This is a genomic window from Promicromonospora sp. NPDC090134, assembly GCF_044746965.1.
Taxonomy (GTDB): domain Bacteria; phylum Actinomycetota; class Actinomycetes; order Actinomycetales; family Cellulomonadaceae; genus Promicromonospora.
Genome location: NZ_JBIVCZ010000002.1, coordinates 85757 through 101722, shown reverse-complemented (window position 1 = coordinate 101722; position 15966 = coordinate 85757). Strand labels below are relative to the sequence as shown.

Here is a 15966-nt window from a genome sequence, read left to right as displayed (position 1 = left end):
CCGGACGCCGCCACCCGGGCCGGCCGCCGCCCGCTACAGCGCCACGTACACCGTCTCCTGGTACTCCTCCATGCCCGCCTCGGCGCCCTCGCGGCCCAGGCCGGAGGCCTTGACGCCGCCGAACGGGGCGCTCGCGTCGGACACCAGGCCGCGGTTGATGCCGATCATCCCGGCCTCGATCTCGTCCATCGCGCGCTGGGCCCGCGCGAGCGACGTCGTGTACGCGTAGGCGGCCAGCCCGAACGGGGTGCCGTTGGCCAGCTCGTACGCCTCGTCGTCCGACCCGAAGGCGACGATCGGGGCCACCGGGCCGAAGATCTCCTCGGTGACGACCCGCGCGTCGGCGCTGACGCCGGTGAGCACCGTGGGCTCGTAGAAGTGGCCTGGGCGGTCGAGGCGCGCGCCCCCGGTGAGCACCTGCGCGCCGTGCGCGCTGGCGTCGTCCACGAGGTCGCCCACCTTCTCGACCGCGGCCTCGTTGATGAGCGGTCCCACCTGGGCGCCCGGCTGCGTGCCCGGGGCGGTGACCAGCGCGCCCACCGCGGTGGCGAACTTCTCCGCGAAGGGGCGCGCGACGGCGTCGTGCACCAGGAAGCGGTTGGCCGCGACGCACGACTGGCCGGAGTTGCGGAGCTTCGCGATCAGGGCGCCCTGCACGGCGGCGTCGAGGTCGGCGTCCTCGAAGACGACGAACGGCGCGTTGCCGCCCAGCTCCATCGAGCTGCGCAGCACGTTCTTCGAGGCCTGGGTCAGCAGGATCTGGCCCACCCGGGTCGAGCCCGTGAACGAGACCTTGCGCAGGCGGGGGTCCTCGAAGAGCGGCTCGGTGACCGGGCCCGCCTGCGTGGTCGGGACCACGTTGACGATGCCCGTGGGCAGGCCGCGGCCCGCGGCCTCGGACCGGATGATCTCCGCGACCAGGAGGGTGGTCATCGGGGTCAGCTCGGCCGGCTTGATCACCACGGTGCAGCCGGCCGCGAGCGCGGGGGCGATCTTGCGGGTCGCCATGGCGATGGGGAAGTTCCAGGGCGTGATGAGCAGCGACGGCCCCACGGGCCGGCGGCTCACGTACTGCTTGTTGCCGCCCGACGGCGCCGTGCGCACCAGGCCGTCGGAGCGCACGGCCTGCTCGGCGAACCAGCGCAGGAACTCGGCGCCGTAGATCACCTCGGCGCGCGCCTCGGCCAGGGGCTTTCCGGCCTCGGCGGTGATGAGCGCGGCGATGTCGTCGGCGCGGGAGATGAGCCGGACGAAGACGGCGCGCAGCAGCTCGGAGCGTTCGCGCGGCGGCACGGCGCGCCAGGCCGGCGCCGCGGCGTGTGCGGCGTCGAGGGCGCGGACGGCGTCCGCGGGGGTGGCGTCGGAGACGTCGAAGATGGGCTGGGCCGTCGCCGGGTCGGTGACCTCGAACGTGGCGCGGCTCGACGCGGGGCCCCAGTGCCCGTCGATGAGCAGTCCGGTGGGCAGGTGCGCCACGAGGGCGGGGGAGAGCGTCGTCGCCGTCATATTCCGAGTATCCACGTCGGCGCAAGCGCCGCGAGGTGCCCGGGTATCGTCGGGCGCACGCCGACGGGACGGGGGACCGCCATGACCGCGACGCCGACCGCGACGCCGTGGCTGGTCCTGCTCAACGGGCTGCCCGGGGTCGGCAAGTCGACCCTCGCCGCCGCGTGGGCGGCCCGGCGGCCGGGCACGCTGAACCTCGACATCGACGTGGTCCGCGGCCTGATCAGCGGTCCGCCGCGGGACACGGCGGCGCCGGCCCGCGCGCTCGGGCTCGCCATGGCCGTCGAGCACCTGCGGGGCGGGCACGACGTCGTCGTCCCGCAGCTCGTCGCCCGGACGGACCAGGTAGGCCGGTTCGCGCGGGCCGCCGAGGCGGCGTCCGCCCGGCTGGTGCACGTGCTGGTGGAGGCGCCGCCGGAAGCGGTCGCGGAGCGCGTCCTGGCCGACGCCGCGCCCCACCGACGCGACCTCGGCCCGGACCTCGTGGCCGCCTACACGGCGGGCCTGGCGGACGTCGCGCGGACCCGTGCGCTGCTGCGTCTCGTCAATGACGACGTCGCCGACGCCGTCGTCCGCCTGGACGCGCTCGTCGGACCGGCGTGAGACCCGCCGTGCCCGCCGCGAGAACGCCCGGCGGGTCGGCGGCCACAAGCCCGGTGACGGGGCGGAGAACGGTACGGTAGGGCCATGGTTCTTCCCACTGATCCCGCGCGCCCGTTCGGCGCGGTCCTGACTGCCATGGTCACCCCGATGACGCCCGACGGCGCCGTGGACCTGAAGGCAGCGGTCAAGCTGGCGAAGAAGCTCGTGGACGACGGCAACGACGGCATCGTCCTGTCCGGCACCACCGGTGAGTCGCCCGTGACGCACACCCCCGAGAAGGAGGAGCTCGTCGCCGCCGTCGTGGAGGCCGTGGGCGACCGTGCCGCGGTCGTGGCGGGCGCCGGCTCGAACGACACCGTGCACGCGATCCGCATGGCCGAGCAGGCCGCGGAGTCGGGTGCGGACGGCCTGCTCGTCGTCTCGCCGTACTACTCGCGGCCCAGCCAGGAGGGCCTGTACCAGCACTTCGTGGCCGTCGCCGACGCGACCGACCTGCCCGTGATGCTGTACGACGTGCCCGGCCGCACCGTGGTGCGCATCGCGCCCGAGACCTACCGGCGTCTTGCCCGGCACCCCCGGATCGTCGCGAACAAGGACGCCACCGGCGACGTCTACTCCGCCGGCAAGCTCATCGGTGAGACCGGTCTGGCGTGGTACTCCGGCGACGACGGCCTGCTGCTGCCGTTCCTGAGCGTCGGCGGTGCGGGTATCGTGTCCGTGTCGGCCCACGTGGTCGGCGCTCACTTCGCGGAGACGGTCCGCCGGTTCGACGCCGGCGACATCGCCGGGGCGATCGAGGTCTTCCGTACCACGACCGGTGTGATCGACGCGCTGAACGGCGCAGGCGCCCAGGCCGTGATGGCCAAGGCCGCGGTCGAGATCCTCGGCGTCACGGACAACCGCTTCCTGCGTCTGCCCAACGTCGCCGCGTCGGACGACGAGGTCGCCGCCCTGCGCGCGGTGCTGGCCGAGGCCGGCCTGCTGCGCGACGGCGTCACCGCACACCAGCCCGAGGTGAACGAGCTCGCTCAGGCGAGCTCCGCCGGGCACTGAAACTTTCTGTTGGAACGAGGCCTTGGAGGCCACGTGAGTCATCCTCACCCCGAACTGTCCCTGCCCCCCGCACTGCCTGACGGCGGTCTGCGCGTGGTCGCCCTTGGCGGCCTGGGCGAGGTGGGACGCAACATGGCGGTCCTGGAGCATGCCGGACGGCTGCTCGTCATCGACTGCGGCGTGTTGTTCCCCGAGGACAACCAGCCCGGCGTGGACCTGATCCTGCCGGACTTCGACTACATCAAGGACCGCCTCGACGACATCGAGGCGATCGTGCTGACGCACGGGCACGAGGACCACATCGGTGCCGTGCCGTACCTGCTGCGCCTGCGCAAGGACATCCCCCTGGTGGGGTCCCGCCTGACGCTCGCGTTCATCGAGGCGAAGCTCAAGGAGCACCGCATCAAGCCCTACACCCTCGAGGTGAAGGAAGGGCAGCGGGAGAAGCTCGGCATCTTCGACTGCGAGTTCGTCGCGGTCAACCACTCCATCCCGGACGCGCTCGCCGTGGCGGTCACCACCGCCGCCGGCACCGTGCTGCACACCGGTGACTTCAAGATGGACCAGCTGCCGCTCGACGGCCGCATCACGGACCTGCGCGCCTTCGCCCGCCTCGGCGAGAAGGGCGTCGACCTCTTCATGGTCGACTCCACCAACGCCGAGGTGCCCGGCTTCGTGACGCCCGAGGCCGAGATCGGCCCCGTGCTGGACAACGTGTTCGCCCACGCGGACAAGCGGATCATCGTCGCGTCGTTCTCCTCCCACGTGCACCGCGTGCAGCAGGTGCTGCGCGCCGCGCACGCCCACGGCCGGCGTGTCGCCCTCGTGGGGCGCTCCATGGTGCGCAACATGGGCATCGCCGCCGACCTCGGCTACCTCGACGTGCCGCCGGGCGTGCTGATCGACCTGAAGAAGGCCGACTCGGTGCCCGACGACCAGATCGTCTACATGTCCACCGGCTCGCAGGGCGAGCCGATGGCGGCGCTCTCGCGCATGGCCAACGGCGACCACAAGGTGCAGGTCGAGTTCGGCGACACCGTGATCCTCGCCTCGTCGCTCATCCCGGGCAACGAGAACGCCGTGTTCCGCATCATCAACGGGCTCACCCGCCTCGGCGCGCGCGTGGTGCACGGCGGCAACGCCAAGGTGCACGTCTCCGGGCACGCCTCGGCCGGCGAGCTCATGTACTGCTACAACATTCTCAAGCCCAAGAACGTCATGCCGGTGCACGGCGAGGTGCGCCACCTCGTGGCCAACGGGGCGCTCGCGGTCCGGACCGGCGTGCCGGCCGACCACGTGGTGCTCGCCGAGGACGGCGTGGTCGTGGACCTCGTGGACGGCAAGGCCTCCGTGGTCGGCGCCGTGCCGTGCGGCTACGTGTATGTTGACGGCTCCTCGGTCGGCGAGATCACTGACGCCGAGCTCAAGGATCGCGTGATCCTGGGTGAGGAGGGTTTCGTCTCCGTCTTCGCCGTGATCGACACGGCGACGGGTAAGGTGCTGGCACCCCCCCAGGTGCTGGCGCGGGGTATGGCCGAGGATGCCTCGGTGTTCGACAAGGTGATGCCGGAGGTCACCGCGGCGCTGGAGAACGCGATCGCGGGCGGGGCCACGGACACGCACCAGCTGCAGCAGATCATGCGGCGGACCATCGGGCGCTACGTGGCGACGCGGTTGCGCCGCAAGCCGATGATCGTCCCGGTCGTCGTCGAGGCGTGATCCGTGCCCGGCCGGCCCTCGGGCCGGCCGGGTGAGCAGCACTCCCCGGGCGGGGTAACGCTGAGCTAGCAGTGACAGCTCGGCGTTACCCCGCCCGTTGTCGTGCGTGCCCGGCGCCGAAGGTTGCCCGAGCGTAAGTTCACCCGGCTCTTGGCCAGGAGGTGTGGCGCGGGATGACTAGCGTTCAGGTGTTCCCCAGAAAGCGCGGAAAGGCACCTTAATGACGCATGACCCGTTTGTCCCGCCTGCCGGCTCGACGCCACCCGTCGGCTCGCCGCCTGCGCACGCTCCCGTGCCGGTGGCCGCTCCTGTGTCCGGTGCCGCCTACGGGCCGCCCCTGCACCAGGCGTACGGAACCCCGCCGCAGCTCCTCCCGCCGTTGCGCAGCACTGCCGGGCTGGGCGTGGCCGCGATCGTGCTGGCCAGTGCCTGGACGGTCATCCGGGTCGTGGTCCTGCTGCTGGCACCCCAGGGCGCGCAGGCGATGGACCGGGCCGCCGAGGCGGGGCTGGCGGCCATCGACAGCGAGTTCACCGCGTACGACGGCGTGGGCGTCCTGTCGGTCGTGGTCCAGATCGGGGCCTTCATCGTCACCTCCCTCTGGCTGTACCAGAGCCGGTCGACCGCTGTGGCCGCCAACCCGACCTTCATCCACAAGCGTGGTCCCGTCTGGGCCTGGCTCGGCTGGTGGGTGCCGGTGGTCTCCTTCTGGTTCCCGTTCCAGGTGGTGCGCGACGTCCGGCGCGCGACGTCGCCGCGACCCGTCTCGGAGATCGGCGCCTGGTGGGGCACGTGGCTCGCCTTTCTCAGCGTCTCGAACCTCGTTGGCCGGCTGACGGCGGCCAGCACCCCGGGATCGGCGCAGTCCGCCGCCGACGTGATGGTTCCCATGGAGGCCGTCGCTACCCTCGTGATGATCGTCAGCCTCTTCCTGTGGATCCGGATCATCCGTGACATCACGCGTGCCCAGCGGGAGCGCATCGCCGCCGCCGGCGGTGGGTACGCGTCGTGATCGACCCCCAGTTCCCGGGGGAGCCGTCGGCGGCGACCCCGCAACCCGTTGGAACGGCCCGGCCGCGAAGGCCCCCGACCGAGCTGGCCGTCGCGGTGCTCGTCCTGGACGGCCGAGGGCTGGCGCGGCGGGGTGCTCGGGGGTGACGTCCTGCAGGACGAGGTGCTGGTGGTCAGCGAGTCGTACGTGGTCGCTGCGGTCCTGGCCGCGATCTCCTGCTGGGCCTGGAGAGTGATCGTGCTGCGCATCCGGCGTGCGCAGCTGGACCTGGCCTCCGCCGAGTTCGCCGCGCCCCTGCCGTCCAACGACGTAGGACGCCGGTAGCAGGCCGGCGAGGCGAGGGCCGGGCCGCCGTGTGGTCGCGGGCGTCGTGGTCCTCGTGGGTCGTGGGCGGCGTCGCCCTGGGTACCGGGGGCGCGTCCGGCCGGCCCGGGCGGGGTCGGCCGGACGTGTCGCGAGTCGGTCAGGCGGTGACCTGGTCGCGGATCCAGCCCGCGTGGCCGCCGAATCCGCGCAGCTCCTCGTCGCCCTCGATCCTCGCCTCCACGGCCGCGACCAGCTCCAGGCCGCTCGCGGTGCTGCCCGACTCGACCGCGAGCTCCGCGGCCAGGAGGGCACCGCGGCACCAGCGGGCGACGTCGTCGGACTCCCGCAGGAGGGTCTCGGCGCGGCTTGCCAGGGCGTACGCCTCCTCCAGGGCGCCGGCGTAGAGCCCGCCGAAGCGGCCGGTCTCCACGTCCTCGTCGGCGATCACCCGGGCGTGCTGCTCGAGCGTCTCGGGCAGCTGGAGCCGCAGCTCGGCGAGCTCGGCGGGGTCGGTCGAGTCGGCGAGCGCGGCCTCGCACACCCGGGTCGCGCCGGTCATGATCCGGCCCGCCTCGGCGACGTCGCGGCCGCGGACGGCCCACGCCCATGCTCGGGTGGTGCGCACCTGGCGGAGCGCGTCGCCGGTCTCGGCCCACAGGTCTGCCGCCCGCTCGTAGGCCAGCTCCGCCGACAGGTTCTCCCCGGCCCGCTCCAGGGCCTCGGCCGCGAGGGTGGCGAGCATCGCGTGGTCGTCCTGCTCCGGCCAGTGCTGCGCCACCTGCGCGGCGGCGAGCCAGTGCTTGGCGGCCTCCGCGGGTTCGTGGCGGTCGGCCGCGCAGTCGCCGAGCCACCAGCGGACCTGCACGAGGGTGCCCTCGCCGTGCACCTCGGGGGAGGGGTCCAGGTCGGTCAGGGCCTGTTCCAGCACCGGTGCCGCCTCGTCGAGCCGGCGGCCCGCCATCAGGTGGGCGCCGAGCCGGGTCCTGGCCACGACCGCGACATCCCGGTCGGCGAGGTCGGCCCAGGCCACGGCCTCGTAGGCGTGGTGCACGGCTCCGGGCAGGTCCTCCTCGGCGGCCAGCACCTCGGAGAGCTGCAGGTGGGCGCCCGCGCGCCAGCCGGGCGCCGCGGCGTCGCCGGCCTGGTCGATCGCCTCCGACATGCCCGCTCGCATACCGGCCAGGTCCTCGTTCTCCCGGGCCTTGTCGTACCGGTCGAGCGCCGCGCGGACGGCGGCGGGCATCTCGTCGGCACCGCCGGCACCCTCGGCATCCGCCACGTCGTCGGTTTCCGCCGGCGCGCCGCCGGCCGCGTCCTCCGGCGTGGCGATCCTGCCCTGTGCGAGGCCGAGCTCCGGCGCCTCGCCGGCCGGGGACGCACCGACCCCGGCCGGCGGCAGCACCGCGCGCAGGCCGAGCGGCAGCCGGTCCAGCAGCGGCCGGGCGTCCAGGCAGGCCCGCACCCGCTCGCTCACCGCCGTCGTGCCGTTGCGCGCGTCGAACCGGCCGGCCAGCGTCAGTGCCTCGGTCCGGGCGTGCCCGGCCAGCTCGGCGGCGGTCCACGGGCGGCCGGCGGGTCCGGTGACCCGCAGGTCGCCGCGGCCGAGGGCGACCAGGCGGTCCATGAGCAGCGCGGTCACGGCGTAGAAGCCCATGCGGGGCTCGGGTTCGCCGTCGGCCTGGAAGTAGCCGGGGGTGTCGGCGAGGAGCTCGAGCGCGCGCGCCTCGTTGCCGGTCAGCGCGCAGAACTCGATGTGCTTGGCCACGGAGTGCATCAGACTCTCCGAGCCCTTGACCATGGGGTAGCCGCGCAGGTGGTTCGTCCGGGCCTCGTCGAGGCGGCCCAGCCGGACCAGCGGCAGCAGCGAGCGCGCCAGGGCGCGGTGCGGCTCCTCGGCGCAGGTCAGCCGGCCGTCGAGCACGGGCGCCCAGTGCCGGACCGCCTTGGCGTCCTCACCCTCGTCGGAGTAGAACTCGCCCTGCCGGGCGGTCTCGCAGGCGAGGCAGTCCGCCATCTCGCCGCGTTCGGCGGCGAGCCAGCCGTCGAACGCCCGCCGCGCCCGCTCCGTGTCGCCCACGTGGTCGGCGATGTAGAACTCCGACATCCGCACGGCCCGGTCGGTGTGGCCGGCGAGCCGGTAGCGGCGGTCCATCTCGGTGAGCCAGTTCTCGATGGCGGCGAGCGGCACCCGGGGCAGGTCGAGCATGCCCGTCGTCACCCACTTGAAGTCCCAGAACAGCGCGTGGGTGCCGGCGTGGTCGAAGGCGCCCGGGTCCTGGTCCCACAACCGCAGGGCGCGGGCGAACGGGACCAGCACCTTGTGCCGGTCCGCGCTGAACTCGTACGCGCTGATCAGGTGGAAGACCGCCTTGATCTCGGCCTCCGGCCCGAGGAGCTCGGCCTGGGTGAGGATGTTCTCCGCCGCCGCGGCCTGCGAGGTGCCGTGGGGACGCTGGTTGTTCTCCCAGATCGCCTCCTGGAGCGTCGCGAGGTCGGTGATCTCGGTCATCGGTCGGTCTCCTGGGTGTCGGGCCGGTCGGCCGGCCGGTCGTCGCGGGCTGGGGGCACGACGGGCGCGGCCCACTCCAGCAGCTCGCCGAACGCGCGGTTCACGAGCGCCTGGTCCACCGGACGCAAGGGGCGGCGGGCCTGGAGCAGCGACTGCCCGTACAGAGCCTCGACGGCCACGCCGGCCAGGTCGGGTTCGGACAGCCCCGCGATGCGGCGCACCAGCGGGTTGAGGTGGTTCAGCACGAGCCGGGCGCGGGGCGCCTCGTCCCGCAGAGAACCGAGGATGCCGGCCCACAGGTCGTCGGCCTGGCTCTCGGCCTCGGCGCGGGCGCGTTCGTGCCGGGCGGACCGGTCATCCAGGTGGATCGCGGCCAGGGACGCCGGGTGGAACGCCCGCACGACGACGTCGCAGTCCAGCGGGTCGAGGCGCACCCGGGCGGTGGTGAGGAACGGGGTCAGCGCGAGCTCGGCCGCCGGGTCCACGTGGTCGAGGTGCGCGGTGACGACCGACGCGTCGAGCTCCTCGACGGTGACGTCGGGCCGGGCCAGGGGGAGCGCCTCGACCAGCGCGGCGTCGTAGGTGTACCCGCCGTTGACCACGGCCATGCCCTGCGCCGCGGCGATGGCCGAGACCTGCCGGAACTCGTCGACCGTGCGCGTGAAGTGCACGGTCCGGTGCCGGCGGGCGAGGTCGTCGAGCGTCAGCTCGCCCTCCGACGTCTCGAAGGGCAGCCAGGGGAGCATGGTGCGCAGCACGTCGTCGTCGTGCAGGGCGAGCGCCTTGACCCCCAGGTGGTGCACGGCCAGGAAGCGCCGCAGGCGCTCCGGCGACGTGGTCGCCAGCTGCGCGAGCCAGCCGCGCACCCGGTCGCCCAGCGCGTCGCGGACGGCGGCCAGCGTCTCGTCCTCGTAGAGCTGCTCACGGCTGGCCGTGGGGCGCAGCGTGTCGGTGTCCAGCACGCACCGCACGAAGAACGCCCAGTCGGGCAGCAGGGTCTCGGCGCGGTCGGTGAGCAGCATGCCCTTGAGGTGCACGCGGTGCCCGCCGCGCTGCGCGGGGCTGACCACGCCCGGCAGCACGTAGGCGACCCCGCGGATGCCGACGAGGGGCAGGTCCAGCTCGACCGAGTCGAGCGGCGCGAAGCCGAACGTGTCCTGGCAGTAGGCGGACAGCGCGGCGGCGCGCGCCGTCGGGCTGGGGTGCTCGGCCTCCCACGGCGGTCGCCGCCCCGTGATCGGCTCGTCGCCCACGCGGACGTCGTACGGCAGGAGCGCGCCGAAGTCGGCGGCGAGGTCGGCCACCCGGTCGGCCTCGAACCACTGCTCGCTCCCGCGGCGGGCCTCGAGATGGACGGTCGTGCCAGGCTCGGGGTGCTCGGCCGGGTCGAGCGTGCGGACCGTGTACGAGCCGTCGCCGCGGGCCACCCACTCGACGGGCAGGGCGTCGGGCGTCCGGGCCGAGCGGCTCACCACGCGGATGGTCTCCGCCACGACGAAGCAGGCCAGCAGGCCGATGCCGAACTGGCCGAGGAACTCCTTGCGGGCCTCCTGGAGGCCGTCGCGCTTGGAGCTGCGCCCGATCGTGGCCAGGAGCTGGTGCACCTCCGGCTCGGTCAGGCCGATCCCGGAGTCGGTGACCCGCAGCGCGGTGCCGGTCGCCCGGATGCGCACCGTGCCGGGAGCGCCGGGGTCCAGGGCGCGCCGCGCGGTGATCGCGTCGACGCCGTTCTGGAGCAGCTCGCGCACGTAGACGCGGGGGCTGGCGTACAGGTGCTGGGACAACAGGTCCACCAACCCACGAAGGTCGACCTGGAACGTGTGCGGTGAATCCGTCGGGGTCTCTTGCGTCGTCATGGTGGGCGCGATGCTAGTAGCGCCCTCTGACACTCCCCACGAAAGTCCGCCGCGTCCACTGCCCGGTGCCCGATGTGCTGCCGTGCGCTCAGCCGCGCAGCAGCGCCGACCCGACCGTCCCGGCGGCCGCGTCGAACGCGGCCGCCCGCGCCGCCTCGTCGCCCGGCAGCAGCCCGGCGAGCTCGAGCGACACCAGCCCGTGCACCAGGCCCCACAGCCCCACGGCGGCGGTCAGCACGTGTTCCGGCGGCGCGCCGCGCAGGACGCGGGCGGCGGCGTCGTGCAGCACCCGGAACGTCGGGCTGTCGACGGCGGCCGCCGGCTCGCGGTCCGCCGGCGCCACCCCGCGGTAGAACATGACGCGGTAGAAGTGCGGGTCCGCCAGCGCGAACCTCCGGTAGGCGCGGCCGAGGTCGCGGAGGTCCACGGCCGGATCCTCGCCCTGCCCGACGGCGGCCAGGTGCTCGGCGAACCGCCGGAAACCCTCCTCGGCGACCGCCCCGACCAGCGCCTCGCGCGAGCCGAGCAGCGCGTAGACCGCCGACGCGCTGGTCCCGGCCTCGGCGGCGACCTTGCGCACGGTGACCGCGCTCTCGCCGTCGGACGAGACCACCTGGGAGGTGACCTCCAGGAGCCGGGTGCGCAGGGCGTCGTCGTGCAGTCGGGGTCGGGCCATGCCGAGAGTCTAGAAGCCTTGACGCGGGTTTGCGAACGATGTTTGATAACACTGTTACAGAACAATTGACCATCCCCAGGAGGACGTCGTGCTCGAGCTCTCGGACCCGGCCCGCATCACCGCGGGCATCGTGCTGCTGACCGTCGTCGGGATCGAGTCCGGCGGCTTCTTCCTGCTCAAGGTCTTCGGCGGCCGGCTCGCCACCACCGACCTGCAGAAGAGCTTCTTCCGGGCCGGCCACGCGCACGCGGGTGTGCTGGTGATCCTCGGTCTGCTCTGCCTGCTGCTGACCGAGGCGACGGACCTGACCGGGTTCGCCCGCTGGCTCGCCGCCACCGGCGTGCTGTGCGCCGCGATCCTCCTGCCCGCGGGGTTCTTCCTCTCCGCGATCGGGCAGGGGCGCACCCGCCCCAACCGCGCCGTCGTGCTGCTGCCGGTAGGCGCAGTGGCCCTGGGTGCGGGCGTGGTGATGCTCGCGATCGGCCTCCTCCTGGCCTGAGCAGCCAGACATACCGGACGACGGCCCGGTCCAGGACACACCGCGAGGGTTCCTGGGCCGGGCCGTCGTCGCCGGTTACGGTGGCGACATCATGGCGACCCGCACGTCGGCCCGGCGAGGTTCCGGGAAGAGCTCCGGGCAGGGCGCGAAGAGCGCCAAGCCCCGGGCCGCAGCGTCGAAGCGATCGACACAGCGCCGGGGGGCTACCCGCCCGGCACCGAAGGCTGCGGCCGCACCGGCCCGCCCGCCGTGGCCGGTCCGGGCGGTCCGCGGGCTCTGGATGGGCATGGCGCACGCGGTCGGTGGCGCAACCCGCGCCGCCGGACCGCGGACCGCGCCCGACGGCTCCGGCGCGGGCGCGCAGAACGCGGAAGGGCAGGGAGGGCAGGAACTGGAACCGGACCACCGGCGCGACGGCGTCGGCTTCGCACTTCTCGCCGTGGCGGTCATCGTCGCGGCCCGTGAGTGGTGGGGGATCGACGGCCCCTTCGGCGACGGCGTGCACGCGGTGGTCGCGGGCACGCTCGGCGTCGCGGGCGTGGCCCTCCCCGTGCTGCTCATGTGGCTCGCCTTCCGCGTGATGCGCCACCCGGAGCGCACCCAGCAGAACGGCCGGGTGGCGATCGGGCTCAGCTTCCTGGTCGTCGCCACGTGCTCGCTGGTGCACATCAGCGCCGGCCTGCCCTCGCCCGCGGACGGCTTCACCCCGGTGCAGGACGCCGGCGGCGTGATCGGTTTCCTCTTCGCCACCCCGGTGGTCACGGGGCTCACGCAGTGGTTCGCCATCCCGCTCTACGTGCTGGCCGGGTTCTTCGGCATCCTCATCGTCACCGCCACACCGGTGCACCGGATCCCCGCCCGCCTGCGTGGCCTCTACGACCGGCTCACGGGAAACCATCGCGAGGGGGCTGAGGTCGGCGAGGACGGGCTGGCCCTGGCCGACGGCGTCTCCGCCCACGACGGCACGCCGGAGCCCAGGCGCCGCAAGCGCCGCACCAAGCAGGAGATCGCCGCCGAGAAGGAGCGCCTGGCCGGGTTCACCGGCGACGAGGCCTTCGAGAAGGCCGCCGAGGTCGAGCAGCGTGCCGGCAAGGCCGGGAAGGCCACGACCCAGCGCATCCCCACCGGCCAGTCCGCCGGCAAGGTGACCGGCGCCCCCGCCATCGGCCCCGGCGTGCTCGGGCCGGACGGTGAGCCGGTGCCGGCGAAGAAGGACGGGCCCAAGCCGCCCCGGGCGGGCGAGCCCATGCCACGGGGCGTGCAGCCCATGCTGGAGGGCGACACCGTCTACCTGCTCCCCGACGAGGAGGTGCTGGTCCAGGGGCCGCCGCACAAGGCGCGGTCGGCCGCGAACGACCGGGTGGTCGAGTCGCTGACCGGTGTGTTCGAGCAGTTCGGCGTCGACGCAAAGGTCACCGGCTTCAGTCGCGGCCCGACGGTCACGCGGTACGAGGTCGAGGTGGGCGCCAAGACCAAGGTCGAGCGCATCACGTCGCTGTCCAACAACATCGCGTACGCGGTGGCGAGCGCGGACGTGCGCATCCTGTCGCCCATCCCGGGCAAGTCCGCGATCGGTATCGAGATCCCGAACTCCGACCGCGAGACCGTGGTGCTGGGCGACGTGCTGCGCTCCGGCGCCGCGCGGCGCACCGAGCACCCGATGGTCATGGGCGTGGGCAAGGACGTCGAGGGCGGCTATGTGGTCGCGAACCTCGCGAAGATGCCGCACATCCTCGTGGCGGGCGCCACCGGCGCCGGCAAGTCGAGCTTCATCAACTCGATGATCACCTCGATCCTGATGCGCTCCACGCCCGAACAGGTACGCCTCATCCTGGTGGACCCCAAGCGCGTCGAGCTCACGATCTACGAGGGCATCCCGCACCTGATCACGCCGATCATCACCAGCCCCAAGAAGGCCGCCGAGGCCCTCGACTGGGTGGTGCGCGAGATGGACGCCCGGTACGACGACCTGGCGACCTTCGGCTACAAGCACGTCGACGACTTCAACGTCGCCGTGCGCGCCGGCAAGGTCAAGCCGCTGCCGGGCTCGGAGCGCAAGATCGCCCCGTACCCGTACCTGCTCGTGGTGGTCGACGAGCTCGCGGACCTCATGATGGTCGCCCCGCGCGACGTCGAGGCCTCCATCCAGCGGATCACGCAGCTCGCCCGCGCCGCGGGCATCCACCTCGTGCTGGCCACGCAGCGCCCGTCCGTCGACGTCGTGACCGGCCTGATCAAGGCGAACGTGCCCTCGCGGCTCGCCTTCGCCACGTCGTCGCTCGCCGACTCGCGCGTGGTCCTGGACCAGCCCGGCGCCGAGAAGCTCATCGGCCAGGGCGACGCCCTGTTCCTGCCGATGGGCGCGGCCAAGCCGATGCGCGTCCAGGGCGCCTGGGTCACCGAGTCCGAGGTGCACCAGGTCGTCGAGCACGTCAAGGGCCAGCTCAAGCCCATCTACCGTCAGGACGTCGCCGCGCCCGCCGCGGCCAAGAAGCAGGTCGACGAGGACATCGGCGACGACCTCGACCTGCTGCTGCAGGCCACCGAGCTCGTGGTCACCACCCAGTTCGGGTCCACGTCCATGTTGCAGCGCAAGCTCCGGGTGGGCTTCGCCAAGGCGGGGCGCCTCATGGACCTGCTGGAGTCGCGGGAGATCGTGGGGCCCTCGGAGGGTTCCAAGGCGCGCGACGTGCTCGTGGCGGCCGACGACCTGCCCTCGGCGCTCGCGCTGATCCGCGGCGAGCAGCCGGCCCAGGTCTTCGACCAGGCCTCGCCCGACGCCGAGCCGGACGACGGCGGGTCCTACGGCTCGGCCGACCAGTACGCCGACGGCACGGACGGGCACATGCCGCCGGTCGCCCGGGACTACCACGACGACGACGCCGAAGCGGTGCGCTGACCTCTCAGCCGGTGCGCTCGACCACCCGCGGCGGCTCGCCCGCGGGTCCCCGGGGCGGGCGGCGCTGCTCGGCCGCCGCGTCCCCGGCGGCGTCCTGGGCGATCCGGAGGCGGTCGGTGAGCTCGCCTGTGCCGAGCTGCCCGCGGTCCGGGTGTGCCAGCGCGTCGCGCGTCCAGTGCAGCCGGTGCCCGGAGGCGCGGTCCACGGTGGTCGCCGCCCAGCGCGCGTCCGTGACCCGGGCGGGCCCGCCGGGGTGCTGCACGACGTCCGCGACGAGCAGCAGGCCGACGGCGGACGCCGCCACGCAGCACTGCGTCCCCTGGTTGGACAGGAGGTTGCCGAGTCCGTAGGCCACCCACATCCCGTCGCCGCCCGGGCCGCCGCGCAGGTGCTTCAGCGGCTGCGGCACGTGGGCGTGGTGCCCGATCACGAGGTCCACCTGGCGCGACCTGGCCAGGGCCTTGGCGGTCTCCTTCTGGTGGTCGGTGGGCTCGGTGACGTACTCGGTGCCGTCGTGCAGGCTGACCACCACCAGGTCCGCGCCCGCGGCGCGCGCCGCCCTGGCCTGCTCGATGATCCGCCCGGCGTCGATGAGATCCACCGACCAGGAGCCGTGGGGCGGCTCCAGCCCGTTCAGCCCGTAGGCCGCCGACAGGTGGGCGACCGTGACGGTCCGGCCCTCCCGCCGCAGCTCGTAGAGCTGGGGGCTGCTCGACTCGCGCTTGTTGCGCGCGGTCCCGGCGTGGCCCATCCCGGCCCGGTCGAGCGCCCCGAGCGTCGCGGCGATGCCGTCGTAGCCGGAGTCGGCCGCGTGGTTGGACGCCGTCGAGCAGCCGTCCCAGCCCTGCTCGCCCAGGTCGCGGACGATCTCCTTCGGCGCGCGGAACACGGGGTAGCCCGACGGCTGGGTGCCCGGCGGCGCGACGGGCACCTCCAGATGGCACAGGGCCAGGTCCGCGCGGGCGACCCAGGGGTCGATGCCCGCCAGCAGCGGCGTGTAGTCGAACCCGTCCGGACCCGTCGCCGAGTCGTTGACCGGTTCGTGGGTCAGGACGTCGCCCGCGGCGAGCAGCGTGAGCTCGACGTCCTGCGGCGTGGGCGACGGGGAGGGTGTGGCGGACGTCGGGGGTGCCTCCGGGGAGGACGTCACGGAGGGCGTCGCGGGGGTGCCGCCGGAGCCGGTGGGCACCGGCGCGCCGGGGGCGGGCGTGCAACCCGCCGGCGTGGCCGCGAGGGCGCAGGTCACCGCGGCGGACGCGAGGAACCGCAGCGGGCGGACATTGACCACTCCCGGATGTTATGGCAGGTCGGCAAGGGGAGCGACCGGG

At 73.7% G+C, this 15966-nt stretch carries 12 protein-coding genes; 7 read left to right on the top strand and 5 right to left on the bottom strand.

The window, feature by feature from the left end; genetic code table 11:
• Positions 1-33: 33 nt before the first annotated feature.
• On the bottom strand, positions 34-1506 hold the full coding sequence (locus tag ACIPN7_RS06895) for an NAD-dependent succinate-semialdehyde dehydrogenase (RefSeq protein ID WP_400539343.1): 1473 nt from the start codon (positions 1504-1506) through the stop codon (positions 34-36).
• 81 nt (positions 1507-1587) lie between these two features.
• Between ACIPN7_RS06895 and ACIPN7_RS06890 the strand changes: the two genes are divergently transcribed.
• From ACIPN7_RS06890 to ACIPN7_RS06870, 5 genes are all read left to right on the top strand, one after another.
• Positions 1588-2109: an AAA family ATPase gene (locus ACIPN7_RS06890; protein ID WP_400539340.1), complete on the top strand. Its 522-nt coding sequence runs from the start codon at positions 1588-1590 to the stop codon at positions 2107-2109.
• Between the two features lie 84 nt (positions 2110-2193).
• On the top strand, positions 2194-3162 hold the full coding sequence (gene dapA / locus ACIPN7_RS06885) for a 4-hydroxy-tetrahydrodipicolinate synthase (RefSeq protein ID WP_400539338.1): 969 nt from the start codon (positions 2194-2196) through the stop codon (positions 3160-3162).
• Positions 3163-3195: 33 nt separating this feature from the next.
• The gene (locus tag ACIPN7_RS06880; protein ID WP_400539335.1) at positions 3196-4881 is read left to right on the top strand and encodes a ribonuclease J; all 1686 of its coding nucleotides are present in this window, start codon (positions 3196-3198) and stop codon (positions 4879-4881) included.
• 298 nt (positions 4882-5179) lie between these two features.
• Positions 5180-5893, top strand: coding sequence for a DUF4328 domain-containing protein (locus ACIPN7_RS06875; RefSeq protein WP_400539332.1), 714 nt, complete (start codon positions 5180-5182; stop codon positions 5891-5893).
• 132 nt (positions 5894-6025) lie between these two features.
• Entirely contained in the window at positions 6026-6217 is a 192-nt protein-coding gene (locus ACIPN7_RS06870) for a hypothetical protein (protein ID WP_400539330.1), read from the top strand.
• A 139-nt stretch (positions 6218-6356) separates the two neighbouring features.
• On the opposite strand, the gene ACIPN7_RS06865 is transcribed toward ACIPN7_RS06870, so the two are convergent.
• The 3 genes from ACIPN7_RS06865 to ACIPN7_RS06855 all read right to left on the bottom strand — a co-directional run bounded on the left by ACIPN7_RS06865 (position 6357) and on the right by ACIPN7_RS06855 (position 11240).
• Entirely contained in the window at positions 6357-8708 is a 2352-nt protein-coding gene (locus ACIPN7_RS06865) for a hypothetical protein (RefSeq protein ID WP_400539327.1), read from the bottom strand.
• The gene (locus tag ACIPN7_RS06860) at positions 8705-10564 is read right to left on the bottom strand and encodes an HSP90 family protein (protein WP_400539325.1); all 1860 of its coding nucleotides are present in this window, start codon (positions 10562-10564) and stop codon (positions 8705-8707) included. The genes ACIPN7_RS06865 and ACIPN7_RS06860 overlap by 4 nt, the downstream gene beginning before the upstream one ends.
• An 88-nt stretch (positions 10565-10652) precedes the next feature.
• A complete protein-coding gene (locus ACIPN7_RS06855; RefSeq protein WP_400539322.1) occupies positions 10653-11240 on the bottom strand; it encodes a TetR/AcrR family transcriptional regulator in 588 nt (195 codons plus the stop codon).
• Between the two features lie 88 nt (positions 11241-11328).
• Between ACIPN7_RS06855 and ACIPN7_RS06850 the strand changes: the two genes are divergently transcribed.
• Entirely contained in the window at positions 11329-11739 is a 411-nt protein-coding gene (locus ACIPN7_RS06850) for a hypothetical protein (RefSeq protein ID WP_400539320.1), read from the top strand.
• Between the two features lie 286 nt (positions 11740-12025).
• Positions 12026-14638, top strand: a complete 2613-nt coding sequence (locus tag ACIPN7_RS06845) for a DNA translocase FtsK (RefSeq protein WP_400539317.1) — start codon at positions 12026-12028, stop codon at positions 14636-14638.
• A gap of 4 nt (positions 14639-14642) precedes the next feature.
• On the opposite strand, the gene ACIPN7_RS06840 is transcribed toward ACIPN7_RS06845, so the two are convergent.
• The gene (locus tag ACIPN7_RS06840) at positions 14643-15926 is read right to left on the bottom strand and encodes a CapA family protein (protein ID WP_400539315.1); all 1284 of its coding nucleotides are present in this window, start codon (positions 15924-15926) and stop codon (positions 14643-14645) included.
• Positions 15927-15966 lie beyond the last annotated feature (40 nt).

What these genes read in the sequence shown, in the direction of transcription:
- ACIPN7_RS06895 (WP_400539343.1), bottom strand. Translation starts at nt 1,506, where the DNA reads ATGACGGCGACGACGCTCTCCCCCGCCCTCGTGGCGCACCTGCCCACC.
- ACIPN7_RS06890 (WP_400539340.1), top strand. Translation starts at nt 1,588, where the DNA reads ATGACCGCGACGCCGACCGCGACGCCGTGGCTGGTCCTGCTCAACGGG.
- dapA (WP_400539338.1), top strand. Translation starts at nt 2,194, where the DNA reads ATGGTTCTTCCCACTGATCCCGCGCGCCCGTTCGGCGCGGTCCTGACT.
- ACIPN7_RS06865 (WP_400539327.1), bottom strand. Translation starts at nt 8,708, where the DNA reads ATGACCGAGATCACCGACCTCGCGACGCTCCAGGAGGCGATCTGGGAG.
- ACIPN7_RS06860 (WP_400539325.1), bottom strand. Translation starts at nt 10,564, where the DNA reads ATGACGACGCAAGAGACCCCGACGGATTCACCGCACACGTTCCAGGTC.
- ACIPN7_RS06855 (WP_400539322.1), bottom strand. Translation starts at nt 11,240, where the DNA reads ATGGCCCGACCCCGACTGCACGACGACGCCCTGCGCACCCGGCTCCTG.
- ACIPN7_RS06845 (WP_400539317.1), top strand. Translation starts at nt 12,026, where the DNA reads ATGGCGCACGCGGTCGGTGGCGCAACCCGCGCCGCCGGACCGCGGACC.